Raw genomic sequence first — 20,882 nt, 5'->3', positions numbered from 1 at the left:
CGTGAACGCATGATCGAGCTGGATGGACTCACCAAGCGCTTCGGTGCCAAGGTCGCCGTCGACCGGCTGTCCTTCCGGGTGAAGCCCGGAATGGTGACGGGTTTTCTGGGCCCCAACGGGGCGGGCAAGTCCACGACGATGCGGATGATGCTCGACCTCGACAATCCGACCAGCGGTTCGGTGCGGATCGACGGCAGGCCCTACCACCAGCTCGACGAGCCGCTGAAGCACATCGGGGCGCTGCTGGACGCCAAGTCGATGCACGGCGGGCGCAGCGCGTACAACAACCTGCTCTGCCTCGCACAGAGCAACCGCATCCCGGAGAGCCGGGTCGCGGAGGTGCTGGACACCGTGGGGCTGACGGCGGTGGCGAAGAAGAAGTCGAAGGGCTTCTCGCTCGGCATGGGCCAGCGGCTCGGGATCGCGGCGGCACTGCTCGGCGACCCGCGGGTGCTGCTCTTCGACGAGCCGGTCAACGGGCTGGACCCCGAGGGCATCCACTGGATCCGCAACCTGATGAAGGCGCTCGCCGCCGAGGGCCGGACGATCTTCGTCTCCAGCCATCTGATGAGCGAAATGGCCCTCACCGCCGACCACTTGATCGTGATCGGCCAGGGCAGGCTGCTCGCGGACACGTCGATGGCCGACTTCATCCACCAGAACTCCCGCAGCTATGTGCGGCTGCGCTCGCCGCAGCCGGAGCGGCTGCGCGACGTACTGCACGGGGAGGGGCTGGTCGTGGTCGAGACGAGCGGCGGCATGCTGGAGGTCGACGGCGCGACGACCGAGGCGCTGGGCGAGCTCGCGGCGCTGCACCGGATCACGCTGCACGAGCTGAGCGGCCAGCGGGCCTCGCTGGAGGACGCGTTCATGCAGATGACGGCGGGTTCGGTGGAGTACCACGCGCACTCCGACCATGCCATGGCGCCACCGCCGGCGGGCCCGCGGTGGGGCGACCAGTGGAACGCGCGGACCGGCGACAGCCCGGCCGGCGACGGCAAGGAGGCGTGACGACGATGGCATCGGTACCCGCGGTCCTGACCTCCGAGTGGACCAAGATCCGTACGGTCTCCTCGACCGTCTGGACGCTGATCTCGGCGTTCGTCGTCACCGTCGCGATGAGCGCGGCGCTCTGCGCGCTGATGAATGCCCAGTTCCGGGACCTCCCGGAGATGGAGCGGGCCACCTTCGACCCGACCCTGATCAGCTTCTCCGGAATGACCCTCGGCCAGCTCGCCATGGTCGTCTTCGGTGTGCTGGTGGTCGGTACGGAGTACAGCTCGGGCATGATCCGCACCTCGCTGGCGGCCGTGCCGAGGCGCGGCGCGTTCCTGTTCAGCAAGGTCGCGGTGGCCGGGGTGCTGGCCCTGGTGGTGGGGGTGGCGACCAGCTTCGTCTCGTTCTTCCTCGGGCAGGCGCTGCTCGGTGAGCACCACACGACCATCGGCGCGGAGCATGTGCTGCGCGCGGTGATCGGCGGCGGCCTCTACATGGGCCTGATCGGGATCTTCTCCATGGGCGTGGCGACGATGCTGCGCAGCTCGATGCTGTCCCTGGGCATCCTGATGCCGTTCTTCTTCCTGGTGTCCCAGATCCTCTCGGTGGTCCCGGGGGCGAAGAAGGTCGCCCAGTACTTCCCGGACCAGGCGGGGTCCAAGATCATGCAGGTGGTTCCCGAGGCCATGGGCAGCGGCCCTGCCCCGTACGGGCCGTGGGGCGGGTTCGGCATTCTGCTCGCCTGGGTCGCGGCCGCGCTGGTCGGCGGCTATCTGGTGCTGCGCAAGCGGGACGCCTGAGGCGCGGGAGGCCGCGGGAGCGGGGGGCCCGGGGCCGTCCCCGGAACGATGCACGTCCGTAACGGCTTGGCCGGAACCGTCAGCGCCTGGATATCCTCCTAACTCTTACGGGGGCGTGCGGCCGCTCGGCCGGGGCCCCGACGACAGAGTTTGAGTCGATGGGGCTGAAGCATGATCGAGGCAGTCGGCCTGACGAAGCGCTATGGCGCCAAGACGGCCGTGCACAACCTTTCCTTCCAGGTGCGGCCGGGTGCCGTCACCGGATTCCTCGGTCCCAACGGGTCCGGCAAGTCCACCACCATGCGCATGATCCTCGGCCTGGACCAGCCGACGTCGGGCAGCGTGACGATCGGCGGCCACCCGTACCGCAGCCTGCCGAACGCGCCGCGCCAGGTGGGTGCGCTGCTGGACGCGAAGGCGGTGCACGGCGGGCGCAGCGCCCGTAACCACCTGCTCTCGCTCGCCCAGCTCGCCGGTATCCCGGCCGCCCGGGTCGACGAGGTGCTCGGTGTCGTCGGGCTCCAGGACGTGGCGCGCAAGCGGTCCAACGGCTTCTCGCTCGGCATGGGGCAGCGGCTCGGGATCGCGGCGGCGCTGCTCGGCGACCCGCAGGTGCTGCTCTTCGACGAGCCGGTCAACGGGCTGGACCCCGAGGGCATCCTCTGGGTCCGCAATCTGATGAAGATGCTGGCCGCCGAGGGCCGCACGGTCTTCGTCTCCAGCCATCTGATGAGCGAGATGGCGCTCACCGCCGACCATCTGATCGTGATCGGCCGGGGTCAGCTCCTCGCCGACATGGACGTCAACGAGTTCATCTCCGCGAACTCCGCCGACTTCGCCCGGGTCCGGGTCGCCGACAGCCCGGCCGAGGGGCGCGAGAAGCTCAGCGCCTCGCTCATCGAGGCGGGCGGGCAGGTGCTGTCCGAGCCGGACGGCGGGCTGCGGGTCACCGGGCTGCCGCTGCCGCGGATCAGCGACGTGGCGCACGAGGCGGACGTCCGGCTGTGGGAGCTCTCGCCGCACCAGGCCTCGCTGGAGGAGGCGTACATGCGGATGACCCAGTCCGTCGTCGACTACCGCTCGACGACGGACCAGAAGGCCGGTCTCCAGCCGCCGCCGGAGCACGGCCACGGCGTGCCCGGTCACGGGCAGCCGGAGTACGGGCAGCCGCCGGCCCCCGAGGCGCCGCAGCAGAACTGGTACGCCCCGCCGCCGCCCGGCCAGAACCCGTACACGGCGCCCCTGCCCGGGCCCGCCACGGCCACCGCAGACCTGACCAAGCACGACACCAGCGAGGACACCCGATGACCACGCCGCCGACCCCGCAGGCACCGTCCCCGCAGTACGCCCCGCAGCCGGTGCCGGGGGCCGCCCCGCAGTACGCGTACACCTCGCCGATCCCGGTGCGCGCGGCCACCCTCGGCGACGCGATCGCCTCCGAGTGGACCAAGATCCGCTCGGTGCGCTCCACGATGTGGACGCTCGGCGTGATGATCGTGCTGCTGGTCGGGATCGGGGTGCTGGCCGCCATCGCGGTCGACGCCACCGACTCCGACATCGGCACGACCCCGGTACTCAGCTTCGGCTTCTTCGGGGTGCTGCTGGGCTCGATCTGCGTGATCACGCTCGGGGTGCTGACCATCTCGTCGGAGTACGGCACGGGCATGATCCGTACGACGCTGACGGCCTGCCCCAGCCGCGCCCGGGTGCTCACCGCGAAGGCGATCGTCTTCTTCCTGCTGACCTTCACGATCACGACCGTGACGGCCGCGGTGGTCGCGATGCTGCAGGTCGCGATCATCGGCGGCGAATCCGCCGACGGCTCCGCGTGGCTGAACGCGACCGTCGGGGTCGGTCTGTACGTCGCGACGCTGGGGCTGCTCTCGCTCGCGGTCGGCGCTCTCGTCCGGCACTCCGCCGGAGCGATCACGATCATGATCGGTGTGGTGCTGCTGCCGCTGGTACTGGCCATGTTCATGATGTCGCAGTCGCTCGAGGACCTGCGGATGTGGCTCTTCGAGTACTCGATCCCCAGCCAGCTCAGCGTCCTGTACGACACCGCGCCCGCCGACTCCGGGCCGTCCGGCTGGGGCTCGGTCCTGATCATGGTGGGCCTCTCGGCCGTGGCGCTGTTCTCCGCGTACCTCTCGCTGGACCGCCGGGACGTGTGAACCGGGCTCAGTGGCGAGGCGCGTTCCTGGACCGCTGCACCTGTGTGGTGCGGCGGTCCTTCGCGTTCCAGCAGGCCTTGTGCCAGTGCCTGCGGTCGTCGATCCCGGCGTACTCGGACCAGGCCACCAGGTGCGGGGTGCCGGGCGGGATCTCCTGGTCGCAGCCGGGGCAGCGGTAGCGCTTCCCGGCCGCGCTCGCCCCGCTGACCGGGCGGACGGACCACTGCTCGCCCTGCCACTCCTCGGCGCGCCCGCCGCCTCCGTACCGGCCCCCCGGCTCCGGGGTGCTGTCGTGGGGACTCTCGCCGCCTCGGGGGCGGTTGCGGCGCGGGGACACGTGTACACCTCTCGGGGCAGTCCGGACGGGGTCCCGTCCAGCGTAGGGCCATTCGGCGGACCCGGGGCCCGGCACCGCACGGGCGGGCCCACCGAAGGGGATGAGTTACCGGAAAATCGCAACAACTTGCCCCAGGCCCGTGCCCTTGGCACGTGTCGGACGTTGTTGCTCTACAGGGGAGAGCCGCGTCGGCCACAAGGAGGCAATTGGCGATGCGCTTGGGAACGTTCGTACTGGCCGCCCAGTTTCCGGGGCAGGGGGCGGCGGAGGCGCTGCACCGGGCGGTCCGGTCCGCCGAGATCGCGGAGGAGTCCGGGCTCGACTCGGTCTGGCTGGCGGAGCATCACTTCGTGCCGTACGGGGCCTGCCCGTCCGCCGTCACGCTGGCCGGGCTGCTGCTCGGCCGCACCCGCAGAATCCGGGTGGGTACGGCGGTGAGCGTGCTGCCGACCCAGCATCCGGTGGCGCTCGGCGAGCAGGCCGCGCTGCTCCACCTCACCAGCGGCGGCCGGTTCAGCCTCGGCATCGGCCGGGGCGGCCCCTGGGTGGACCTGGAGGTGTTCGGCGGCGGCCTGGAGGCGTACGAGAAGGGCTTCCCGGAATCCCTGGAGCTGCTGCTGGACTGGCTGCGCGAGCCCCGGGTGGCCGGGCGCGGCGAGCGGTACGCCTTCCGCGAGGTCGCCGTGGTCCCCCGCGCCGACGAGCTGCTCGACGACGACGGGGAGGGTGCCCCCGGCCCCGAGGTGGTCGTCGCGTGCACCTCGCCGGGCACGGTGCGGCTCGCCGCCGAGCGGGGGCTGCCGATGCTGCTCGGGATGCACTGCGGGGACCAGGAGAAGGCGGACATGGTCGCGCTGTGGCGCTCCGCCGCGCTCGCGGCGGGCCATCCGCCGGAGCGCGTCCGGTCGCCCGGACACGTCTCCGCCGGGGTCGCCCAGATCGCCGACCGCGCCGAGGACGCGGTGGAGACGCTGGTGAAGGCGATGCCGGGCTGGCTGCGCCAGGGGTTGGGCGCCCATGTGACGGTCGACGGCCGGCACCGGGTGATGCGCGACCCCGTCGCGTACACGGAGCTGCTGTGCGGCCTGCATCCGGTGGGTCCGCCGCGGCTCGCCGCCGACCGGCTCGCCGCCACCTCCGAGCGCACCGGCATCACCCGCTTCGCGCTGCTGGCGGAGGGCTCGGGAGACCTGGCGGGCACGGAGGAGAACGTGGCACGGCTGGGCACGGAAGTGCTCCCGCTGCTCACCTGACACACCCCGGAGGCACGGGCCCCTCCCCCGGGGCCGACGATTCGCCGGAGGTGCGGAGCTGCCGCCCCGGAAGCGGACGCGCCACCGCGGCCCGGAACGGCAGCCGCGGTCAGCAGTCCCGCAGCTCCGGCGACTGGTTGAGCAACTGGCCCCGCACCGAGGTGAATCGGGCCAGCCGCTCGTCGGCCGAGGCGTCCAGCGGGAACACCGCCACGCGGTGGCAGTTCTGGAATGCCAGACGCACTCCGAAGTGCCGCTGGAGCGCACCGCGGATCGCGTCGCTCGCAAGGGCGCGCAGCAGCTGGCCACGCGCCTGCTCGTTGGGCGGCGGCGTCTGGTTGTCGGCGAACTCGCCGCCGTCCACCTTCAGCTGAGCCACCAACGAACTGATCATCTCCCATGCGTAGGGCAGGGAGGTCCGGACGCAGTCGACGAATTCTGCTTCGTCGACCTCGCCTCGCTCGGCCTGTTCCAACAGCGCCGGTGAGACGTCGAGCGACATGGGGTTCTCCTCTCGCGACCCCGGCACCGGGCCGGGGCCTTACGGGCTGGGACGGAGAGCGGCGACGCACCGTACACGCACGACGACCTCCTGCATCCACGGTAAGGGTGCAGTCCGGCCCGCACCAGGAGATTGGGAACACAACCGGCCAATAACGAAGACACGCAAAGAGGGGCAAGCCCGAACCGTGCCGCACGACAGTGACCGGGGGGACGGGCGTGACGGGGGAGAATCGCGTGGAACCCCTGTCGTCGAGTAGCGTTGCCGACCATGCGTCTCGTCATCGCCCGCTGTTCCGTGGACTACGCCGGCCGGCTCACGGCCCACCTGCCCTCCGCTCCCCGCCTGATCCTCGTGAAGGCCGACGGGAGCGTGTCGATCCACGCCGACGACAGGGCGTACAAACCACTCAACTGGATGTCACCTCCCTGCACCCTCAAGGAAGGCACCGGCGACAGCGCGGGTGTCTGGACCGTGGTGAACAAGGCGGGCGAGAAACTGATCATCACGATGGAGGAGATCCTCCACGACACGTCCCACGAACTGGGCGTGGACCCGGGCCTCATCAAGGACGGCGTCGAGGCACACCTCCAGGAGCTGCTCGCCGACCGGATCGACACCCTCGGCGAGGGCTACACCCTGATCCGCCGGGAGTACTTCACCGCCATCGGCCCCGTCGACATCCTGTGCCGGGACGCCGACGGCCGGACCGTCGCGGTGGAGCTGAAGCGTCGCGGCGACATCGACGGCGTCGAGCAGCTGACCCGCTACCTGGAGCTGCTCAACCGCGATCCCCATCTCGCCCCGGTGCGGGGCATCTTCGCGGCGCAGGAGATCAAGCCGCAGGCGCGGGTGCTGGCGACCGACCGCGGGATCGGCTGCGTCGTGCTCGACTACGACGCGCTGCGCGGCATCGAGGACGACAAGCTGCGCCTGTTCTGACCCCCTGGGACCTCCGGCACGGACCACGCCCGCCCCGCCCGGGGCGGGCGTGGTTCATCATGCCCGGATGGACTCCCGTTTCCTCGGCATACCCGAACTGACCGAAGCCCCGTCCGTGGCCGTCGTCGTCGACGTCATGCGCGCGTACACGGTGGCCGCCTGGGCCTTCGCCCGGGGGGCCGCGAGGATCGTGCTCGCCGGCTCCCTGGACGAGGCCCTGGCGCTCAAGGCCCGCCACCCGGACTGGGCGGCGCTCAAGGACGGCCCGCCCGCGCCCGGCTTCGACCTGGTCAACTCCCCCGGGCGGCTGCGCTCCGCCGACCTCGGCGGGCGGACCGTCGTGCAGAAGACCACGGCGGGGACGGTCGGCGCCCTCGCGGTGAAGGACGCGTCACTGGTGCTGTGCGCCGGCTTCGTGGTCGCCGAGGCGACGGCCCGGGTGCTGCGGGAGGGCGGCCACGACGGCGTCACGTACGTGGTCACGGGCGAGGACGGGCGGGCCGACGAGGACCTGGCCTGCGCCCGGTACATCGCCCGCAGGGCCGCCGGGGCCGCGACGGATCCGGCCGGGTACCTCCGCCGCGCCGCCGCATCGCGTGCCGCCGCCGAGCTGACGGAGGGCGTGCGCCGGGGCACGCACCCGGACGACGTCGCCCTCTGCCTGGAACTCGACCGGTTCCCCTTCGCCATGGTGGCGGCCGAGGAGGACTCGCTGATGGTCCTCCGCCCGTACGCCGTGCCCGCCTAGGCGATCCCCGGTTCGCCCTCCGCGCCCGCCGACGCCGACGCCGAGGAGGGCCCGCTCGCCGAGTCCGAGGTGTCCGGCGAGGACGGGTCGGGCTCGGTGGCCGTGTCGGTGGGGGTCGGGGAGTCGGTCTCCGGCTCCGTGGGGGTCGGGCTGGGCGACTTCGGCGGCGAGGGCGACTTCGTCGTGCTCTGCGAACCGGACGGCTTGTGCGAGGACGGCCCGGTGCTGGAGGGGGTGTCCGACGACGGGCTGTCGCTCGGTCCGGTGGGGTCGGTGGACGGGCCGGTGCTGCCGCTCGGCGTGGTGCCGCTGCCGGACGGGCCGGGCGTCACGTCGCCGTCGGACGACGGGCCGCCGGGCGTGGAGCCGTCCGCCGGGCCGTCGGCCGGGGTCTCCTCCTCGCCCTCCTCCTGGCTCTGCGTCTGCTCCGTCGTGACGTCCTGGTTGCCCTGGACGTCGTCGTCGCCGGAGGTCAGCCCGAGGGCCACCACGGTGCCGAGCACCCCGGTGAGCAGGATGCCCGCGACGGTGGCGACCAGATTCCGGCGGGCCCCGGCGAGCAGCGCGAAGCGGCCCTCGGCGGCCCTGGCCGGGGCCTTGGGGGCGTGCTGCCGGGGCAGGGCCCCGGTGGTCGCGTACGGCCCGGACGGCGTCTGTGCCACGACGGGCGTCACGCGGGTGGTGGGCTCGCCGGGGCGGGGTGCCACGGCGGGCAGCGGGGCCGTGACGTCGGCCGGCAGCTCCCCCTCCGGCGGCGTGAGGATCACCGGCAGCGGGCCGCCGATGCGGTCCGCGACCAGGGCGAGGGCCCGCCGCCCGGCGACCGCGCCGGACTTGTCGGCGAGCGCCCCGCGCATGCCGATCGAGGTCTCCAGCTCGGCCCTGGCCCGGTCCGGGTTCCCGGTGAGGAGCGCGAGCACGCCCAGCTCGTGGTGGAAGTACGCCTCCTCGGCGACCTCCCCGGCGATCCTGGCCGCCTCCTGCCCGATCCGCAGCGCCCGTTCCCAGGCGCCCCAGTGCAGGCCCGCCGCGAAGGCCGGGGCGGCGCTGCGGGCCAGCAGCACGGCCACGCTGGTCTGTCCGGCACCGTCGCCGGGCACCAGCTGGGCCATCGCCGCGAGGACCGCGTCACCCTCGGCCGTCACCCGCTCGGGGGTGACCGAGGGGTGCCCGGCCCACCAGGCGTAGTGCTGGGCCGCGGTCCGGGCCCGCTCGGTGGCGTCCTCGCCGTATCCGGCGGCCTCCAGCTGGGTCATCACCCCGGCTGCCAGCCGGTAGCGGGTTCCGGCCGGGGAGAGCAGCCCGCAGCCGGCCAGCTCGCCGAGCGCGGCGTCCGCGTGGGTGTCCCCGACGAGTGCCGGGAGATGCGCCTGGTGCGGCACCTCGCCGCCGAGCGCGACCGCGAAGCGCAGGGTGTCGCGGGCGGCCTCGCTGAGCCGGGAGGCGAGCAGGGCGGCCGGGGCGGCGCCGTCCCCGAGGCTGGGCAGCGGGATGTGGGCGCCGTCGACGTCCGGGTCGTACCCGAACGGGAGGTCCGCCGCCGGACCGTCCTCGTCGTACGCGTCGGACTGCGCGCGCAGCAGGTCGCGCTGGCGCAGCAGGGCCGCCGCCTGGACGAAGCGCAGCGGCAGCCCCTCGGACTCGAACCAAAGGTCGCCCGCCCAGTTCCGCTCCTCCTCGCTGAGCGGGCGCTCGACGGCCCGCTCCAGCAGCTCGGTCACGGCTCCGCGGCCGAGGCCCGCGAGGAAGACCTCCTCGAGCTGGGAGTCCGTGGTGGGCGCGGCGACATCGGGCACCGTCGCGAACAGGAAGGCGCACTCCGGGGTCGCGTCGAGCAGTTCCTCCAGCGCGGCACCGCCGAACTCCAGGTCGTCCAGGAGCACGACGGCGCCGATGCGGCGGACCGCGTCGAGCAGCTGGTCCCGGTCGGGGCGGTGCTCGGGTGCGTCGTGGACCGCGTCGAAGAGGGCGTACAGCAGGTCGGTGGCGGTGCGCTTGTGGCCGCTGAGGCGTACGACGCCGTCGGGGGCGAGGTCGGCGCAGTCGGCCGCGACGGCGTCCAGCAGCGCCGTGCGGCCGGAGCCGCCCGGTCCGGTGAGCCGCACCGAGCGGCCCTGGGTGAGCAGGCGCACCAGCCGCTCGCGCTCCCGCGCGCGCTCCAGGAGGGGCAGCTGCGGGGCGGGCGGGCCCGGGGGCACGGGCGGTGCGGCGGCGCGTTCACGGCCGGCCCGCCCCGCCTCGGTGCGCCGGGCGGGCGGGCCGGGGCGCTCCCCCGGCGGGCAGAGCTCGATCTCGCTGCCGTCGACCGGGTTGACGGTGAGGAGGCAGTCGCCCGATATGAGCCGGACGACACGGGCCTGCGGCGGTGTGGGCCGTCCGGGGTCGGGGGTCAGCTGGCCGCGCACCGGCCGCCTGGGCCCGGGGCCCGTACCGGGTCCGTCGTTGTCCCGGCCGTACTGTTCCGGTCCCCGGTGTGTCGGGTCCATCGACAAAGCCCCCAGACGCGTCGCGCACGATTGCCCCTCCCGGCCTCGCACGCCCCGCGGTCGCCGCTGGTCCGGTGTCCGCCCGGTGGGTTCCCGTCAATCGGCGGACGGCCGAACCCTAGACCGTCGCACGGGGTCTTCGCACAGTCGGGGGGCCGCACCGCCCGAAGCGCGCGTTCCGTACGGATATGCGGTGGTCCGTCCGCGGTGCGCGAGCGGGGGCCGCTCGGCCGGACCCGCTTACACCCGGGGCAGCGAGTCGGCGGCGATTCCGCCCTCGATGGCCAGAATGCGATGCAGCCGGGTCGCCACCAGGAGGCGCTGCATCTGCGGCGGCACCCCGCGGAGCACCAGCCGCCGCCCGGCTCGGCCGGCCCGCCGGTGGGCGCCCATGATGACGCCGAGTCCGGTGGCGTCCCAGGAGTCCAGCTCGGTCAGGTCGAGCACCAGGTCGCCGGCTCCGTCGTCGAGGGCGGAGTGCAGGGCCGTACGGGCGTCCGCCGCGCTTCGGACGTCGAGGCGGCCCCCGACGACCAGTTCGGCGTGGTCGCCCCTGATGTGCATATGCGCTCCCCTGGAATGCTCCGTAGCAAGGTTCGTCTGTCTGTTCTGTCTCTGCCACAACTGACTCCGGCAGAGACAGGGAAGTTTCCGTCTGTAAGCGAACCGATACCGAATTCACCCCGTGGAGTGACCGAGGGCCGGATCGGGTCCACGGTTCCCGGGGCTGCTTCCCCGGACCTCCGGGGCTGACCGACGGCGGATCAGCCCCCGGAGGAACGAAAACGATCAGTACGTGTAGAAGCCCTGCCCGCTCTTGCGGCCGATGTCACCAGCGTCCACCATCCGGCGCATCAGCTCCGGGGCCGCGAACTTCTCGTCCTGCGACTCGGTGTAGATGTTGCCCGTGGCGTGCAGGAGGATGTCCACGCCGGTCAGATCCGCGGTGGCGAGCGGGCCCATGGCGTGGCCGAAACCGAGCTTGCAGGCGATGTCGATGTCCTCGGCCGAGGCGACGCCCGACTCGTACAGCTTGGCGGCCTCGACGACGAGTGCCGAGATCAGCCGGGTGGTGACGAAGCCGGCCACGTCGCGGTTGACGACGATGCAGGTCTTGCCGACGGACTCGGCGAACTCCCGTGCGGTGGCGAGGGTTTCGTCGCTGGTCTTGTAACCGCGCACCAGCTCGCAGAGCTGCATCATCGGGACCGGCGAGAAGAAGTGCACGCCGACGACGCGCTCGGGGCGCTCCGTCACGGCCGCGATCTTGGTGATCGGGATGGCGGAGGTGTTGGAGGCGAGGACCGCGTCGTCCCGGACGATCTTGTCGAGGGAGCGGAAGATCTCGTGCTTGACCTCCAGCTTCTCGAAGACGGCCTCGACGACGACGTCCGCGTCGGCGACCGCGTCGAGGTCGGTGGTGGTCGTGATGCGGGCGAGCGCGGCCTCGGCGTCCGCGGCGTCCAGCTTGCCCTTGGAGACGAACTTGCCGTACGACGCCTCGATGCCGCCGCGGCCGCGGGCCAGGGCCTCGTCGGTGACGTCGCGCAGCACCACGTCCCAGCCCGCCTGGGCGGAGACCTGCGCGATGCCGGACCCCATGAGTCCGGCTCCGATGACGGCGAGCTTCCTGGCCACGTCTGCACCCCTTGGTTTCGTGTTCGCCTCTGCAGCTGGTCCCTGCACGGCCTTTAACGCTTGTTCACATGCTCTCCGGCGGAGATTAGTACCCGTGAGGGGCGCTGGGGCCCTGAAGAGATGCGCGTCACGTCTCACATGACGGACATCACACCGGCACGGGTCATCCGGCGGCGCGCCGGGCGTAGTTACGCTGACGGCATGGTCAATCTGACACGTATCTACACCCGCACCGGCGACCAGGGCACCACCGCTCTGGGCGACATGAGCCGCACCGCCAAGACCGATCTGCGGATCTCCGCCTACGCCGACACCAACGAGGCCAACGCGGTCATCGGGACCGCGATCGCGCTCGGGCAGCTTCCCGAGGAGCTCGTGAAGGTCCTCGTCCGCGTGCAGAACGACCTGTTCGACGTGGGCGCCGATCTGTCGAACCCGGTCGTCGAGGATCCGAAGTACCCGCCGCTGCGGGTGGAGCAGAGCTACGTCGACAAGCTGGAGGCGGACTGCGACCGCTTCCTGGCGGAGCTGGAGAAGCTGCGCAGCTTCATCCTGCCGGGCGGAACGCCCGGGGCGGCGCTGCTGCACCAGGCGTGCACGGTGGTCCGGCGCGCGGAGCGGTCCACCTGGGCGGCACTGGAGGTGCACGGAGACGTGATGAACGCGCTGACCGCCACGTACCTCAACCGCCTCTCCGACCTGCTGTTCATCCTCGCGAGGACGGCGAACAAGGAGGTCGGGGACGTGCTGTGGGTGCCGGGCGGCGAGCGGTAGCGGGGGGTGGTCCGGACGGGCCCGTACCCCCGTGACGGGCCCGTCCGGTGTCAGCCAGAAGCCCTCGGCTCCTGCTTCGGGAACACCGTGTAGCCCACGGCGATGACCAGGTTGATCCCGATGACCCACAGCATCTTCTGCTGCCACGCCCGCAGCGAGGAGACGTCGCCGTCCCCGCCCACGTACCAGGCGGCCGCCTGGAGCAGCGCCAGCGCGGTCACCGCCGCCACCGTCCAGCGTCCGGCGACCCGCCACTCGTGCGCGGCGCGCGCCATGCCGTACTTCGGCGGCTTCACCGGCGGCGGGCCGCCCGCGAAGCGGTGGGCGACCCGGGCGTCGGCCCAGCGGATCGTGGAGTGGCCGAGCCCCACCGTGAAACCGATGTAGACCGCGGCGAGCCCGTGCTTCCAGTCGGGCTGCGCCCCGTTCTTCAGGTCGATGGCCGTCACCACCAGCAGGACCAGCTCCAGCAGCGGCTCGCACAGCAGCACGGCCGCCCCGAGCGTGGGCTTCTTCGCCAGGTACCGCAGGGCCAGCCCGGCCGCCAGCAGCACCCAGAAGGCGACCTCGCAGATCACGATCAGCGTGACGATCACGGCGCCTCTCCTTTCCTCTCCCCCTCGTCCTCCCAGCATTCCGGCCGTCCGGGGCGCGATCGTCGTCGGCGATGACGAACCGGCACTGCATCCTTCGATGTACTGGCTCCTCCCCCCGGGACACGAGGCCGGGGCGTCGTTCGGCGTGTTGGATGGGAACGTGTCCATCCCTTTCCGCCCGCACCGCCACGACGTGCTCCTGGCCGTACTCGGCCTGTCCGGGGGCGTGCTCCTGTGGCTGTTCGGCCTGCACCTCCAGGGGAACCGGGCGCTCATGGCCCCCTGGGTCTGCCTGGTGCCGCTCGCCGTCGTGTCCGGCCTCGAGCTGCTCCGCAGGACCGCCCCGCAGACAGGGCTGGTCATCGGTACGTTCGCGCTGGTCGCGGACCAGTTCACGGTCGGGAACCTGGCGACGGTCCTGATGTTCACGGACCTGGTCTACGCGGCCGTGCTGTACGGGAAACCGTCCGCCGCCCGCCGCATCCCGGTGACCACGTTCCTGATCACGGTCGCGGTCACGGTCGGCTTCCTGGCCTGGTTCCGCAATCCGCAGGCCCTGCTCATCGGCGTCGTCACGGCCATGGTCTCGTTCCTCCCGTCCCTCACCGCGGTGAGCGTCCGCAACCACCGGGACGCCGCCGAGACGGCCCGGCTGCACGCCGAGCAGACCGCGCTGCTGGCCGAGATGGACCGGGCCCAGGCCGTCACCGCCGAGCGCACCCGGATGGCCCGCGAACTCCACGACATGGTGGCCAACCACCTCTCCGCGATCGCCATCCACTCCACCGCCGCGCTCTCCATCGACGACCCGGAGACCTCACGCGGGGCGCTCGGGGTGATCCGGGAGAACAGCGTCGACGGCCTCGCGGAGATGCGCCGCCTCATCGGGCTGCTGCGCACCGGCGACGCCGCCGTGGAGCCCGCCGCCTCCCCCACCCTCACCTCGCTGGACGCACTGGTCGAGCAGGCCCGTACCAACGCCGCGTCCAGCGGGCTGAGCTGCGTCTTCGAGGACGCCCGGGAGGAGCGGGGCCCGCTGGCCGCGCCGGTCGAGCTGGCCGCGTACCGGATCGTCCAGGAGTCCCTGACGAACGCGCTCAAGCACGCCGCGCCCGGCCCGGTCACGGTGCGGCTCGGGCAGCGCGGGCCGTTGCTCACGGTGGAGGTCAGCAGTGTGCTCGGGGTGCGCGACGGGCCGCGCGCGCCGGGTTCGGGGGCCGGACTGGTGGGGATGCGGGAGCGGGTGGCGCTGCTGGGCGGCACGATCGACGCGGGCCCGTCGACCGCCACCGGCGGCGGGGACATCTGGAGGGTACGGGCGGAACTGCCCGTGGAGGAAGGGGTGTCCGGACGATGACGATCCGGGTTGTGGTCGCCGAGGACCAGTCGGCCGTACGCGCGGGGCTGGTGCTCATCCTGCGCAGCGCGCCGGACATCGAGGTGGTGGGCGAGGCCGGGGACGGCGAGGAGGCGGTGCGGCTGGCCCGTGAACTCCGGCCGGATCTGGTGCTGATGGATGTGCAGATGCCGCGGCTGGACGGGGTGTCGGCGACCGCGCGGGTGGTGGCCGAGCGGCTCGCGGACGTCCTGGTGCTCACCACGTTCGACCTGGACGAGTACGTCTTCGGGGCGCTGCGGGCGGGGGCCGCGGGCTTCCTGCTGAAGAACACCAACGCGCACGATCTGCTCGAGGCCGTCCGCACGGTGGCCCGCGGCGAGGGGCTGATCGCCCCGGCCGTGACGCGTCGGCTGATCGCCGAGTTCGCCGGCGGCGCGGTGGCGGCCCCGGCGAACGCCCCCGATCCGGGGGTGCTCGACGCCCTCACGCGACGGGAGCGAGAGGTACTGGGCTGCCTCGGCGAGGGGCTGTCGAACGCGGAGATCGCCCTCCGGCTGTCGATGGCGGAGGCCACCGTGAAGACCCATGTGAGCAGGTTGCTGGGGAAGTTGGGGCTGCGCAGCAGGGTCCAGGCGGCCGTCCTGGCACAGGAGTTGGGTGTCTGAGGTTTAGAACTGGTCTTTGGTCCAGACCTCTTGACGATTGGTCCAGACCTTCCTAATCTCACCGGACACACTGCGGTGAGCACGCCATGACAAGACGTGCTCTGGGCGGCGCAGGGTTGCAGTCCACGGACCACCCCCGATTGTCCGGACCTCACCCGAGGAGCACCGTTGAGCACTGAAAACCCCCTACGCCGGACCCGATTCAGACTCGGGACCGGCAGAGCCACCAGAAGCAGGGCGGTCGCGGGCCTCACCGCGCTGCTGCTTCCACTCGCCGCGATGGTCGGCCTGGCCGCCCCCGCCGAGGCCGCCGGTTCGGCGACCGCCTCCTTCGTCAAGAAGTCCGACTGGGGCAGCGGCTTCGAGGGCCAGTGGACGGTGAAGAACACCGGCACCTCCGCGCTGTCCTCCTGGACCATCGAGTGGGACTTCCCCTCCGGCACCGCGGTCGGCTCCGCCTGGGACGCCACCGTCACCAGCTCCGGAACCCACTGGACCGCCAAGAACCTCGGCTGGAACGGTACGGTCGCCCCCGGCGCCTCCGTCAGCTTCGGCTTCAACGGCACCGGCACCGGCGCCCCCACCGGCTGCAAGCTGAACGGCGCCTCCTGCGACGGCGGCAGCGTTCCGGGCGACAACGCCCCCTCGGCCCCCGGCACCCCCACCGCGAGCGCCGTCACCGACACCTCGGTCAAGCTGAGCTGGACCGCCGCGACCGACGACAACGGCGTCAAGAACTACGACGTCCTGCGGGACGGCGCGGTCGTCTCGACGGTCACCGGCACCACGTACACCGACTCCGGCCTCAAGGCCGGCACCGACTACTCGTACACCGTGCAGGCCCGTGACACCGCGGGTCAGACCGGTCCGGTCAGCGGCGCGGTCAAGGTGCACACCACCGGCGGTGGCGGCGGCAACCCCGACCCGGGCACCGGCGGCAAGGTCAACCTCGGCTACTTCACCGACTGGGGCGTCTACGGGCGCAACTACCACGTCAAGAACCTGGACACCTCCGGTTCCGCCGCGAAGATCACGCACATCAACTACGCCTTCGGCAATGTCCAGGGCGGCAAGTGCACGATCGGTGACTCGTACGCCGACTACGACATGGCCTACACCGCCGACAAGTCCGTCGACGGCGTCGCCGACACCTGGGACCAGCCGCTGCGCGGCAGCTTCAACCAGCTGCGCAAGCTCAAGGCGAAGTACCCGCACATCAAGGTCCTGTGGTCGTTCGGCGGCTGGACGTGGTCCGGCGGCTTCGGTGAGGCCGCGAAGAACCCGGCCGCGTTCGCCGAGTCCTGCTACAACCTGGTGGAGGACCCCCGCTGGGCCGATGTCTTCGACGGCATCGACATCGACTGGGAGTACCCCAACGCCTGCGGCCTGACCTGCGACACCAGCGGCCCGGCCGCGCTGAAGGGCCTCACCTCCGCGCTGCGCACCAAGTTCGGCAAGGACTACCTGGTGACCGCCGCCATCACGGCCGACGGCTCCGACGGCGGCAAGATCGACCTTACCGACTACGCCGGCGCCGCCCAGTCCCTGAACTGGTACAACGTGATGACGTACGACTTCTTCGGCGCCTGGGACGCCAAGGGCCCGACCGCCCCGCACTCCCCGCTCACCTCGTACGACGGCATCCCGCAGGCCGGGTTCAACTCCGCCGACGCCATCGCCAAGCTGAAGACCCAGGGCGTCCCCGCCTCCAAGCTGCTCCTCGGCATCGGCTTCTACGGCCGCGGCTGGACCGGCGTCACCCAGGACGCCCCCGGCGGCACCGCCACCGGAGCCGCCCCCGGCACCTACGAAGCGGGCATCGAGGACTACAAGGTCCTCAAGAACAGCTGCCCGGCCACCGGCACCGTCGCCGGCACCGCCTACGCCCACTGCGGCACCAACTGGTGGAGCTACGACACCCCCGCCACCATCACCTCGAAGATGAGCTGGGCGAAGAACCAGGGCCTGGGTGGCGCGTTCTTCTGGGAGTTCAGTGGTGACACCGCCAACGGCGAGCTCGTCAGCGCCATCAACAGCGGCCTGAAGTAACCCCCCGCGCGGTCCGGGCAAACCCCCCACCGGCACCGCACAGCACCACCCCGCAAAGCAGCCGGGGAGACAGGTCCGCCCCCTGTCTCCCCGGCTTCTCACATCTCTGCCAAGGGCCCCGGTACGGGCCCCGCGGCGCTCAGGCCACGTTCACCCGCTGGCCGGGCGGCGCCGCCTCCAGCCAGGCGAGGAAACCGGTCAGCGCGTCCTCGCTCATGGCCAGCTCCAGGCGGGTCTCCTCGTGGAGACAGCCGAGCACCACCGCGTCGGACAGGAGCGCCAGCTCCTCCTCGCCCTCGGGCAGCCGCCGGGCGACCACCTCGATCGAGGCACGCTCCAGGACGCGGCGCGGGCGAGGCGCGTACGAGAAGACCCGGAACCAGTCGATCCGGTCCTCGCTGTACCGGGCGACGCCGTACACCCAGCCCTTGCCCGAGAGGTCGGGCTCCTCCGGGATGTTCCACCGCAGACTGCAGTCGAACGTCCCGCCGGAACGCTGGATCAGCCGTCGGCGCAGGCCGAAGACGAAGAGCGCCACCAGAATCAGGGCGACGACCAGACCGCCCACCCACAGCGCGAGGAACATCTCCACCGACCTCCTCGCGTCGTCGAGTAACGAATACCGCCCGGTCCAACAAACCGCATCTGCACCTGCACCTGCATCGCCTCAGCCGCGGCCCGGTCTGGAGGGGTTCTCCAGCTCGGGCCGCGGCTGAGGGTAAAGCTACGTTGTCGCGGTGCGCTAGCGCACCGCCACCGCGCGCAGTCGCACTTCGGCGCGCCGCTCGGAAGCGGCGTCCGTGTCCGACTTCGCACGCTCCAGCGCACGCTCGGCGCGCTGGACATCGATCTCGTCCGCAAGCTCGGCGATCTCCGCGAGCAGCGAGAGCTTGTCGTCCGCGAACGAGATGAATCCGCCGTGCACAGCGGCGACGACAGTGCCGCCGTCGCTCGTACGGATGGTCACCGGGCCCGACTCCAGCACACCCAGAAGCGGCTGGTGACCGGGCATGACGCCGATGTCGCCGGACGTGGTGCGCGCGACGACCAGGGTGGCCTCGCCGGACCAGACACTGCGGTCCGCGGCGACCAGCTCGACGTGCAGCTCAGCAGCCAAGGGTGGCTCCTCGGGTCACCACCCGGCGGTTGTGCCGGGTGTTGGGTCAATTCTAAGGGGCGTGGTGAGGGGGACGGGACGCGCCCGCCCCCCCCTCGGTGAGCCATGGGCTCAGGAGACGCCGAGCTCCTTGGCGTTGGCCTTGAGGTCCTCGATGCCACCGCACATGAAGAACGCCTGCTCGGGGAAGTGGTCGTACTCACCGTCGCAGATCGCGTTGAACGCGGCGATCGACTCGTCCAGCGGCACGTCCGAACCGTCCACGCCGGTGAACTGCTTGGCGACGTGGGTGTTCTGCGACAGGAAGCGCTCGACACGGCGGGCACGCTGGACGACCAGCTTGTCCTCCTCGCCCAGCTCGTCCATACCGAGGATGGCGATGATGTCCTGGAGGTCCTTGTACTTCTGGAGGATCCCCTTGACGCGCATGGCGGCGTCGTAGTGGTCCTGCGCGATGTAGCGCGGGTCCAGGATGCGGGACGTGGAGTCCAGCGGGTCCACGGCCGGGTAGATGCCCTTCTCGGAGATCGGACGGGAAAGAACCGTCGTCGCGTCGAGGTGGGCGAACGTGGTGGCCGGGGCCGGGTCGGTCAGGTCGTCCGCGGGGACGTAGATCGCCTGCATCGAGGTGATCGAGTGACCACGGGTCGACGTGATGCGCTCCTGCAGCAGACCCATCTCGTCGGCCAGGTTCGGCTGGTAACCCACCGCGGACGGCATACGGCCGAGCAGGGTGGACACCTCGGAGCCGGCCTGGGTGTACCGGAAGATGTTGTCGATGAAGAAGAGCACGTCCTGCTTCTGCACATCGCGGAAGTACTCCGCCATGGTCAGACCGGCCAGCGCAACGCGAAGACGCGTGCCCGGGGGCTCGTCCATCTGGCCGAAGACGAGCGCCGTCTTGTCGATGACGCCCGAGTCGGCCATTTCCTCGATGAGGTCGTTGCCCTCACGGGTGCGCTCGCCGACACCGGCGAACACCGACACACCGTCGTGGTTGTTGGCCACGCGGTAGATCATTTCCTGGATCAGAACGGTCTTGCCGACACCGGCACCACCGAACAGACCGATCTTTCCACCCTTGACGTACGGGGTGAGAAGGTCGATGACCTTGACGCCGGTCTCGAACATCTCGGTCTTGGACTCGAGCTGGTCGAAGTTGGGCGCCTTGCGGTGGATCGCCCAGCGCTCGGTGACCTCGGCGTTGGCCTCCGGCTTGTTCAGGATCTCGCCGAGGGTGTTGAACACCTTGCCCTTGGTGATGTCACCGACGGGGACGGTGATGCCCTCGCCCGTGTCGGTCACCGGGGCCTGGCGGACCAGGCCGTCGGTCGGCTGCATCGAGATCGCGCGGATCACACCGTCGCCGAGGTGCTGCGCGACTTCCAGGGTCAGCGTCTTGAGCTTGCCGTCCTCGGCCGGGTCGGCCACCTCGACGGTCAGCGCGTTGTAGATGTCCGGCATCGCGTCGACGGGGAACTCCACGTCGACGACCGGGCCGATGACCCGGGCGACGCGGCCCGTGGCAACGGCCGTCTCAACTGTCGTCGTCATTACTTGTCACTCCCCGCGGTCGCGTCGGCCAGCGCACTGGCACCACCGACGATCTCGCTGATTTCCTGGGTGATTTCGGCCTGGCGGGCCGCGTTGGCAAGCCGGGAGAGCGTCTTGATGAGCTCACCGGCATTGTCGGTGGCGGACTTCATCGCGCGGCGGCGGGCGGCGTGCTCGGAAGCAGCGGCCTGCAGCAGTGCGTTGTAGATCCGGCTCTCGACGTACCGCGGAAGCAGCGCGTCGAGAACGTCCTCCGCCGACGGCTCGAACTCGAACAGCGGCAGGATCTCTCCCTTGCCGTCCTCGTCCTTCGTCGCACCGAGACTGAGCGGCAGCATCCGGTCGTCGATCGGGTTCTGCGTCATCATCGACACGAACTCCGTGAAGACGATGTGCAGCTCGTCGACACCGCCCTCGGCGGTCTCCTGGGTGACCGCCTCGATCAGCGGCGCCGCGGCCCGCTTGGCGTCCGCGTACGTCGGGCTGTCGGTGAAGCCGGTCCACGAGTCCGCGATCTGGCGCTCACGGAAGCCGTAGTAGGCGACGCCCTTGCGGCCGATCACGTAGGTGACGACCTCCTTGCCCTCGCCCCGGAGCCGCTCGGTCAGTCGCTCCGCGGCCTTGATGGCGTTGGAGGAGTAACCGCCGGCCAGACCGCGGTCGCTCGTGATGAGCAGGATCGCGGCCCGGGCCGGGGTGGCGGCCTCGGTCGTCAGCGGGTGCTTGGTGGTGGAGCCGGTCGCCACCGCGGTCACCGCACGGGTGAGCTCGGTCGCGTACGGCGTGGATGCCGCCACCTGGCGCTGCGCCTTGACGATGCGCGAGGCGGCGATCATCTCCATCGCCTTGGTGATCTTCTTCGTGGCGGAGACGGAGCGAATGCGGCGCTTGTAAACGCGAAGCTGAGCGCCCATC

21 protein-coding genes are annotated in these 20,882 nt (G+C 71.4%); 11 read left to right on the top strand and 10 right to left on the bottom strand.

Annotated elements, in window-relative coordinates:
• Positions 1–9 precede the first annotated feature (9 nt).
• The 4 genes from ACFCV8_RS10555 (at position 10) to ACFCV8_RS10540 (ending at position 3,967) form a co-directional block, all read left to right on the top strand.
• On the top strand, positions 10–1,011 hold the full coding sequence (locus ACFCV8_RS10555) for an ABC transporter ATP-binding protein (protein WP_376684914.1): 1,002 nt from the start codon (positions 10–12) through the stop codon (positions 1,009–1,011).
• 5 nt (positions 1,012–1,016) lie between these two features.
• Entirely contained in the window at positions 1,017–1,796 is a 780-nt protein-coding gene (locus ACFCV8_RS10550) for an ABC transporter permease (protein WP_376684913.1), read from the top strand.
• A gap of 171 nt (positions 1,797–1,967) precedes the next feature.
• Positions 1,968–3,104, top strand: a complete 1,137-nt coding sequence (locus ACFCV8_RS10545) for an ATP-binding cassette domain-containing protein (protein WP_376684912.1) — start codon at positions 1,968–1,970, stop codon at positions 3,102–3,104.
• A complete protein-coding gene (locus tag ACFCV8_RS10540; RefSeq protein ID WP_376684911.1) occupies positions 3,101–3,967 on the top strand; it encodes an ABC transporter permease in 867 nt (288 codons plus the stop codon). The genes ACFCV8_RS10545 and ACFCV8_RS10540 overlap by 4 nt, the downstream gene beginning before the upstream one ends.
• Before the next feature lie 7 nt (positions 3,968–3,974).
• Here ACFCV8_RS10540 and ACFCV8_RS10535 read toward each other — a convergent pair whose 3' ends face one another.
• Entirely contained in the window at positions 3,975–4,304 is a 330-nt protein-coding gene (locus tag ACFCV8_RS10535; RefSeq protein WP_376684910.1) for an ATP/GTP-binding protein, read from the bottom strand.
• Between the two features lie 212 nt (positions 4,305–4,516).
• On the opposite strand from ACFCV8_RS10535, the gene ACFCV8_RS10530 reads away from it, so the two are divergent.
• Positions 4,517–5,557: an LLM class flavin-dependent oxidoreductase gene (locus ACFCV8_RS10530; protein ID WP_376684909.1), complete on the top strand. Its 1,041-nt coding sequence runs from the start codon at positions 4,517–4,519 to the stop codon at positions 5,555–5,557.
• 109 nt (positions 5,558–5,666) lie between these two features.
• On the opposite strand, the gene ACFCV8_RS10525 is transcribed toward ACFCV8_RS10530, so the two are convergent.
• Entirely contained in the window at positions 5,667–6,059 is a 393-nt protein-coding gene (locus tag ACFCV8_RS10525) for an SCO5389 family protein (protein ID WP_376684908.1), read from the bottom strand.
• Between the two features lie 270 nt (positions 6,060–6,329).
• Between ACFCV8_RS10525 and nucS the strand changes: the two genes are divergently transcribed.
• Both nucS and ACFCV8_RS10515 read left to right on the top strand, forming a co-directional pair.
• Entirely contained in the window at positions 6,330–7,001 is a 672-nt protein-coding gene (gene nucS / locus ACFCV8_RS10520) for an endonuclease NucS (protein WP_376684907.1), read from the top strand.
• Positions 7,002–7,068: 67 nt separating this feature from the next.
• Positions 7,069–7,749, top strand: a complete 681-nt coding sequence (locus tag ACFCV8_RS10515) for a 2-phosphosulfolactate phosphatase (RefSeq protein ID WP_376684906.1) — start codon at positions 7,069–7,071, stop codon at positions 7,747–7,749.
• On the opposite strand, the gene ACFCV8_RS10510 is transcribed toward ACFCV8_RS10515, so the two are convergent.
• The 3 genes from ACFCV8_RS10510 to ACFCV8_RS10500 form a co-directional block, all read right to left on the bottom strand.
• A complete protein-coding gene (locus ACFCV8_RS10510; RefSeq protein WP_376684905.1) occupies positions 7,746–10,235 on the bottom strand; it encodes an ATP-binding protein in 2,490 nt (829 codons plus the stop codon). The two genes, ACFCV8_RS10515 and ACFCV8_RS10510, sit on opposite strands and share 4 nt — an antisense overlap.
• 240 nt (positions 10,236–10,475) lie before the next feature.
• Positions 10,476–10,799, bottom strand: a complete 324-nt coding sequence (locus ACFCV8_RS10505; protein ID WP_362621836.1) for an STAS domain-containing protein — start codon at positions 10,797–10,799, stop codon at positions 10,476–10,478.
• Positions 10,800–11,024: 225 nt separating this feature from the next.
• Positions 11,025–11,873, bottom strand: coding sequence for a 3-hydroxyacyl-CoA dehydrogenase family protein (locus ACFCV8_RS10500; RefSeq protein ID WP_376684904.1), 849 nt, complete (start codon positions 11,871–11,873; stop codon positions 11,025–11,027).
• Between the two features lie 201 nt (positions 11,874–12,074).
• Between ACFCV8_RS10500 and ACFCV8_RS10495 the strand changes: the two genes are divergently transcribed.
• Positions 12,075–12,647 carry a cob(I)yrinic acid a,c-diamide adenosyltransferase gene (locus ACFCV8_RS10495; protein WP_376684903.1) on the top strand — a complete coding sequence of 191 codons (573 nt, stop codon included), beginning with the start codon at positions 12,075–12,077 and terminating at the stop codon, positions 12,645–12,647.
• A gap of 50 nt (positions 12,648–12,697) precedes the next feature.
• On the opposite strand, the gene ACFCV8_RS10490 is transcribed toward ACFCV8_RS10495, so the two are convergent.
• Positions 12,698–13,243, bottom strand: a complete 546-nt coding sequence (locus ACFCV8_RS10490) for a hypothetical protein (protein WP_376684902.1) — start codon at positions 13,241–13,243, stop codon at positions 12,698–12,700.
• Between the two features lie 160 nt (positions 13,244–13,403).
• On the opposite strand from ACFCV8_RS10490, the gene ACFCV8_RS10485 reads away from it, so the two are divergent.
• The 3 genes from ACFCV8_RS10485 (at position 13,404) to ACFCV8_RS10475 (ending at position 17,296) form a co-directional block, all read left to right on the top strand.
• Entirely contained in the window at positions 13,404–14,600 is a 1,197-nt protein-coding gene (locus ACFCV8_RS10485) for a sensor histidine kinase (protein WP_376684901.1), read from the top strand.
• The gene (locus ACFCV8_RS10480) at positions 14,597–15,247 is read left to right on the top strand and encodes a response regulator (RefSeq protein ID WP_376684900.1); all 651 of its coding nucleotides are present in this window, start codon (positions 14,597–14,599) and stop codon (positions 15,245–15,247) included. Before ACFCV8_RS10485 ends, ACFCV8_RS10480 begins: the two co-directional genes overlap by 4 nt.
• Before the next feature lie 168 nt (positions 15,248–15,415).
• Positions 15,416–17,296 (top strand): glycosyl hydrolase family 18 protein, encoded by a 1,881-nt coding sequence (locus ACFCV8_RS10475; RefSeq protein WP_376684899.1) that lies wholly within the window; start codon positions 15,416–15,418, stop codon positions 17,294–17,296.
• 139 nt (positions 17,297–17,435) lie between these two features.
• Here the strand turns inward: ACFCV8_RS10475 and ACFCV8_RS10470 are convergent, their stop codons facing one another.
• The 4 genes from ACFCV8_RS10470 to ACFCV8_RS10455 all read right to left on the bottom strand — a co-directional run bounded on the left by ACFCV8_RS10470 (position 17,436) and on the right by ACFCV8_RS10455 (position 20,881).
• Positions 17,436–17,882, bottom strand: coding sequence for a DUF2550 domain-containing protein (locus tag ACFCV8_RS10470; RefSeq protein ID WP_376684931.1), 447 nt, complete (start codon positions 17,880–17,882; stop codon positions 17,436–17,438).
• Positions 17,883–18,038: 156 nt separating this feature from the next.
• Entirely contained in the window at positions 18,039–18,413 is a 375-nt protein-coding gene (locus ACFCV8_RS10465) for a F0F1 ATP synthase subunit epsilon (RefSeq protein WP_093898532.1), read from the bottom strand.
• A 111-nt stretch (positions 18,414–18,524) separates the two neighbouring features.
• On the bottom strand, positions 18,525–19,967 hold the full coding sequence (gene atpD / locus ACFCV8_RS10460) for a F0F1 ATP synthase subunit beta (RefSeq protein ID WP_376684898.1): 1,443 nt from the start codon (positions 19,965–19,967) through the stop codon (positions 18,525–18,527).
• The gene (locus ACFCV8_RS10455; protein WP_376684897.1) at positions 19,967–20,881 is read right to left on the bottom strand and encodes a F0F1 ATP synthase subunit gamma; all 915 of its coding nucleotides are present in this window, start codon (positions 20,879–20,881) and stop codon (positions 19,967–19,969) included. The genes atpD and ACFCV8_RS10455 overlap by 1 nt, the downstream gene beginning before the upstream one ends.
• Between the last annotated feature and the right edge of the window lies 1 nt (position 20,882).

The organism is Streptomyces sp. NPDC056347 (assembly GCF_042262625.1).
Lineage (GTDB): Bacteria > Actinomycetota > Actinomycetes > Streptomycetales > Streptomycetaceae > Streptomyces.
Note: the sequence above shows the minus strand (reverse complement) of the source record. Positions and strands in the feature narration are given on the sequence as shown.

What these genes read in the sequence shown, in the direction of transcription:
- ACFCV8_RS10455 (WP_376684897.1), bottom strand. Translation starts at nt 20,881, where the DNA reads ATGGGCGCTCAGCTTCGCGTTTACAAGCGCCGCATTCGCTCCGTCTCC.
- ACFCV8_RS10480 (WP_376684900.1), top strand. Translation starts at nt 14,597, where the DNA reads ATGACGATCCGGGTTGTGGTCGCCGAGGACCAGTCGGCCGTACGCGCG.
- nucS (WP_376684907.1), top strand. Translation starts at nt 6,330, where the DNA reads ATGCGTCTCGTCATCGCCCGCTGTTCCGTGGACTACGCCGGCCGGCTC.
- ACFCV8_RS10550 (WP_376684913.1), top strand. Translation starts at nt 1,017, where the DNA reads ATGGCATCGGTACCCGCGGTCCTGACCTCCGAGTGGACCAAGATCCGT.
- atpD (WP_376684898.1), bottom strand. Translation starts at nt 19,967, where the DNA reads ATGACGACGACAGTTGAGACGGCCGTTGCCACGGGCCGCGTCGCCCGG.
- ACFCV8_RS10515 (WP_376684906.1), top strand. Translation starts at nt 7,069, where the DNA reads ATGGACTCCCGTTTCCTCGGCATACCCGAACTGACCGAAGCCCCGTCC.
- ACFCV8_RS10505 (WP_362621836.1), bottom strand. Translation starts at nt 10,799, where the DNA reads ATGCACATCAGGGGCGACCACGCCGAACTGGTCGTCGGGGGCCGCCTC.
- ACFCV8_RS10525 (WP_376684908.1), bottom strand. Translation starts at nt 6,059, where the DNA reads ATGTCGCTCGACGTCTCACCGGCGCTGTTGGAACAGGCCGAGCGAGGC.
- ACFCV8_RS10540 (WP_376684911.1), top strand. Translation starts at nt 3,101, where the DNA reads ATGACCACGCCGCCGACCCCGCAGGCACCGTCCCCGCAGTACGCCCCG.
- ACFCV8_RS10545 (WP_376684912.1), top strand. Translation starts at nt 1,968, where the DNA reads ATGATCGAGGCAGTCGGCCTGACGAAGCGCTATGGCGCCAAGACGGCC.
- ACFCV8_RS10510 (WP_376684905.1), bottom strand. Translation starts at nt 10,235, where the DNA reads ATGGACCCGACACACCGGGGACCGGAACAGTACGGCCGGGACAACGAC.
- ACFCV8_RS10495 (WP_376684903.1), top strand. Translation starts at nt 12,075, where the DNA reads ATGGTCAATCTGACACGTATCTACACCCGCACCGGCGACCAGGGCACC.
- ACFCV8_RS10555 (WP_376684914.1), top strand. Translation starts at nt 10, where the DNA reads ATGATCGAGCTGGATGGACTCACCAAGCGCTTCGGTGCCAAGGTCGCC.
- ACFCV8_RS10530 (WP_376684909.1), top strand. Translation starts at nt 4,517, where the DNA reads ATGCGCTTGGGAACGTTCGTACTGGCCGCCCAGTTTCCGGGGCAGGGG.
- ACFCV8_RS10470 (WP_376684931.1), bottom strand. Translation starts at nt 17,882, where the DNA reads ATGTTCCTCGCGCTGTGGGTGGGCGGTCTGGTCGTCGCCCTGATTCTG.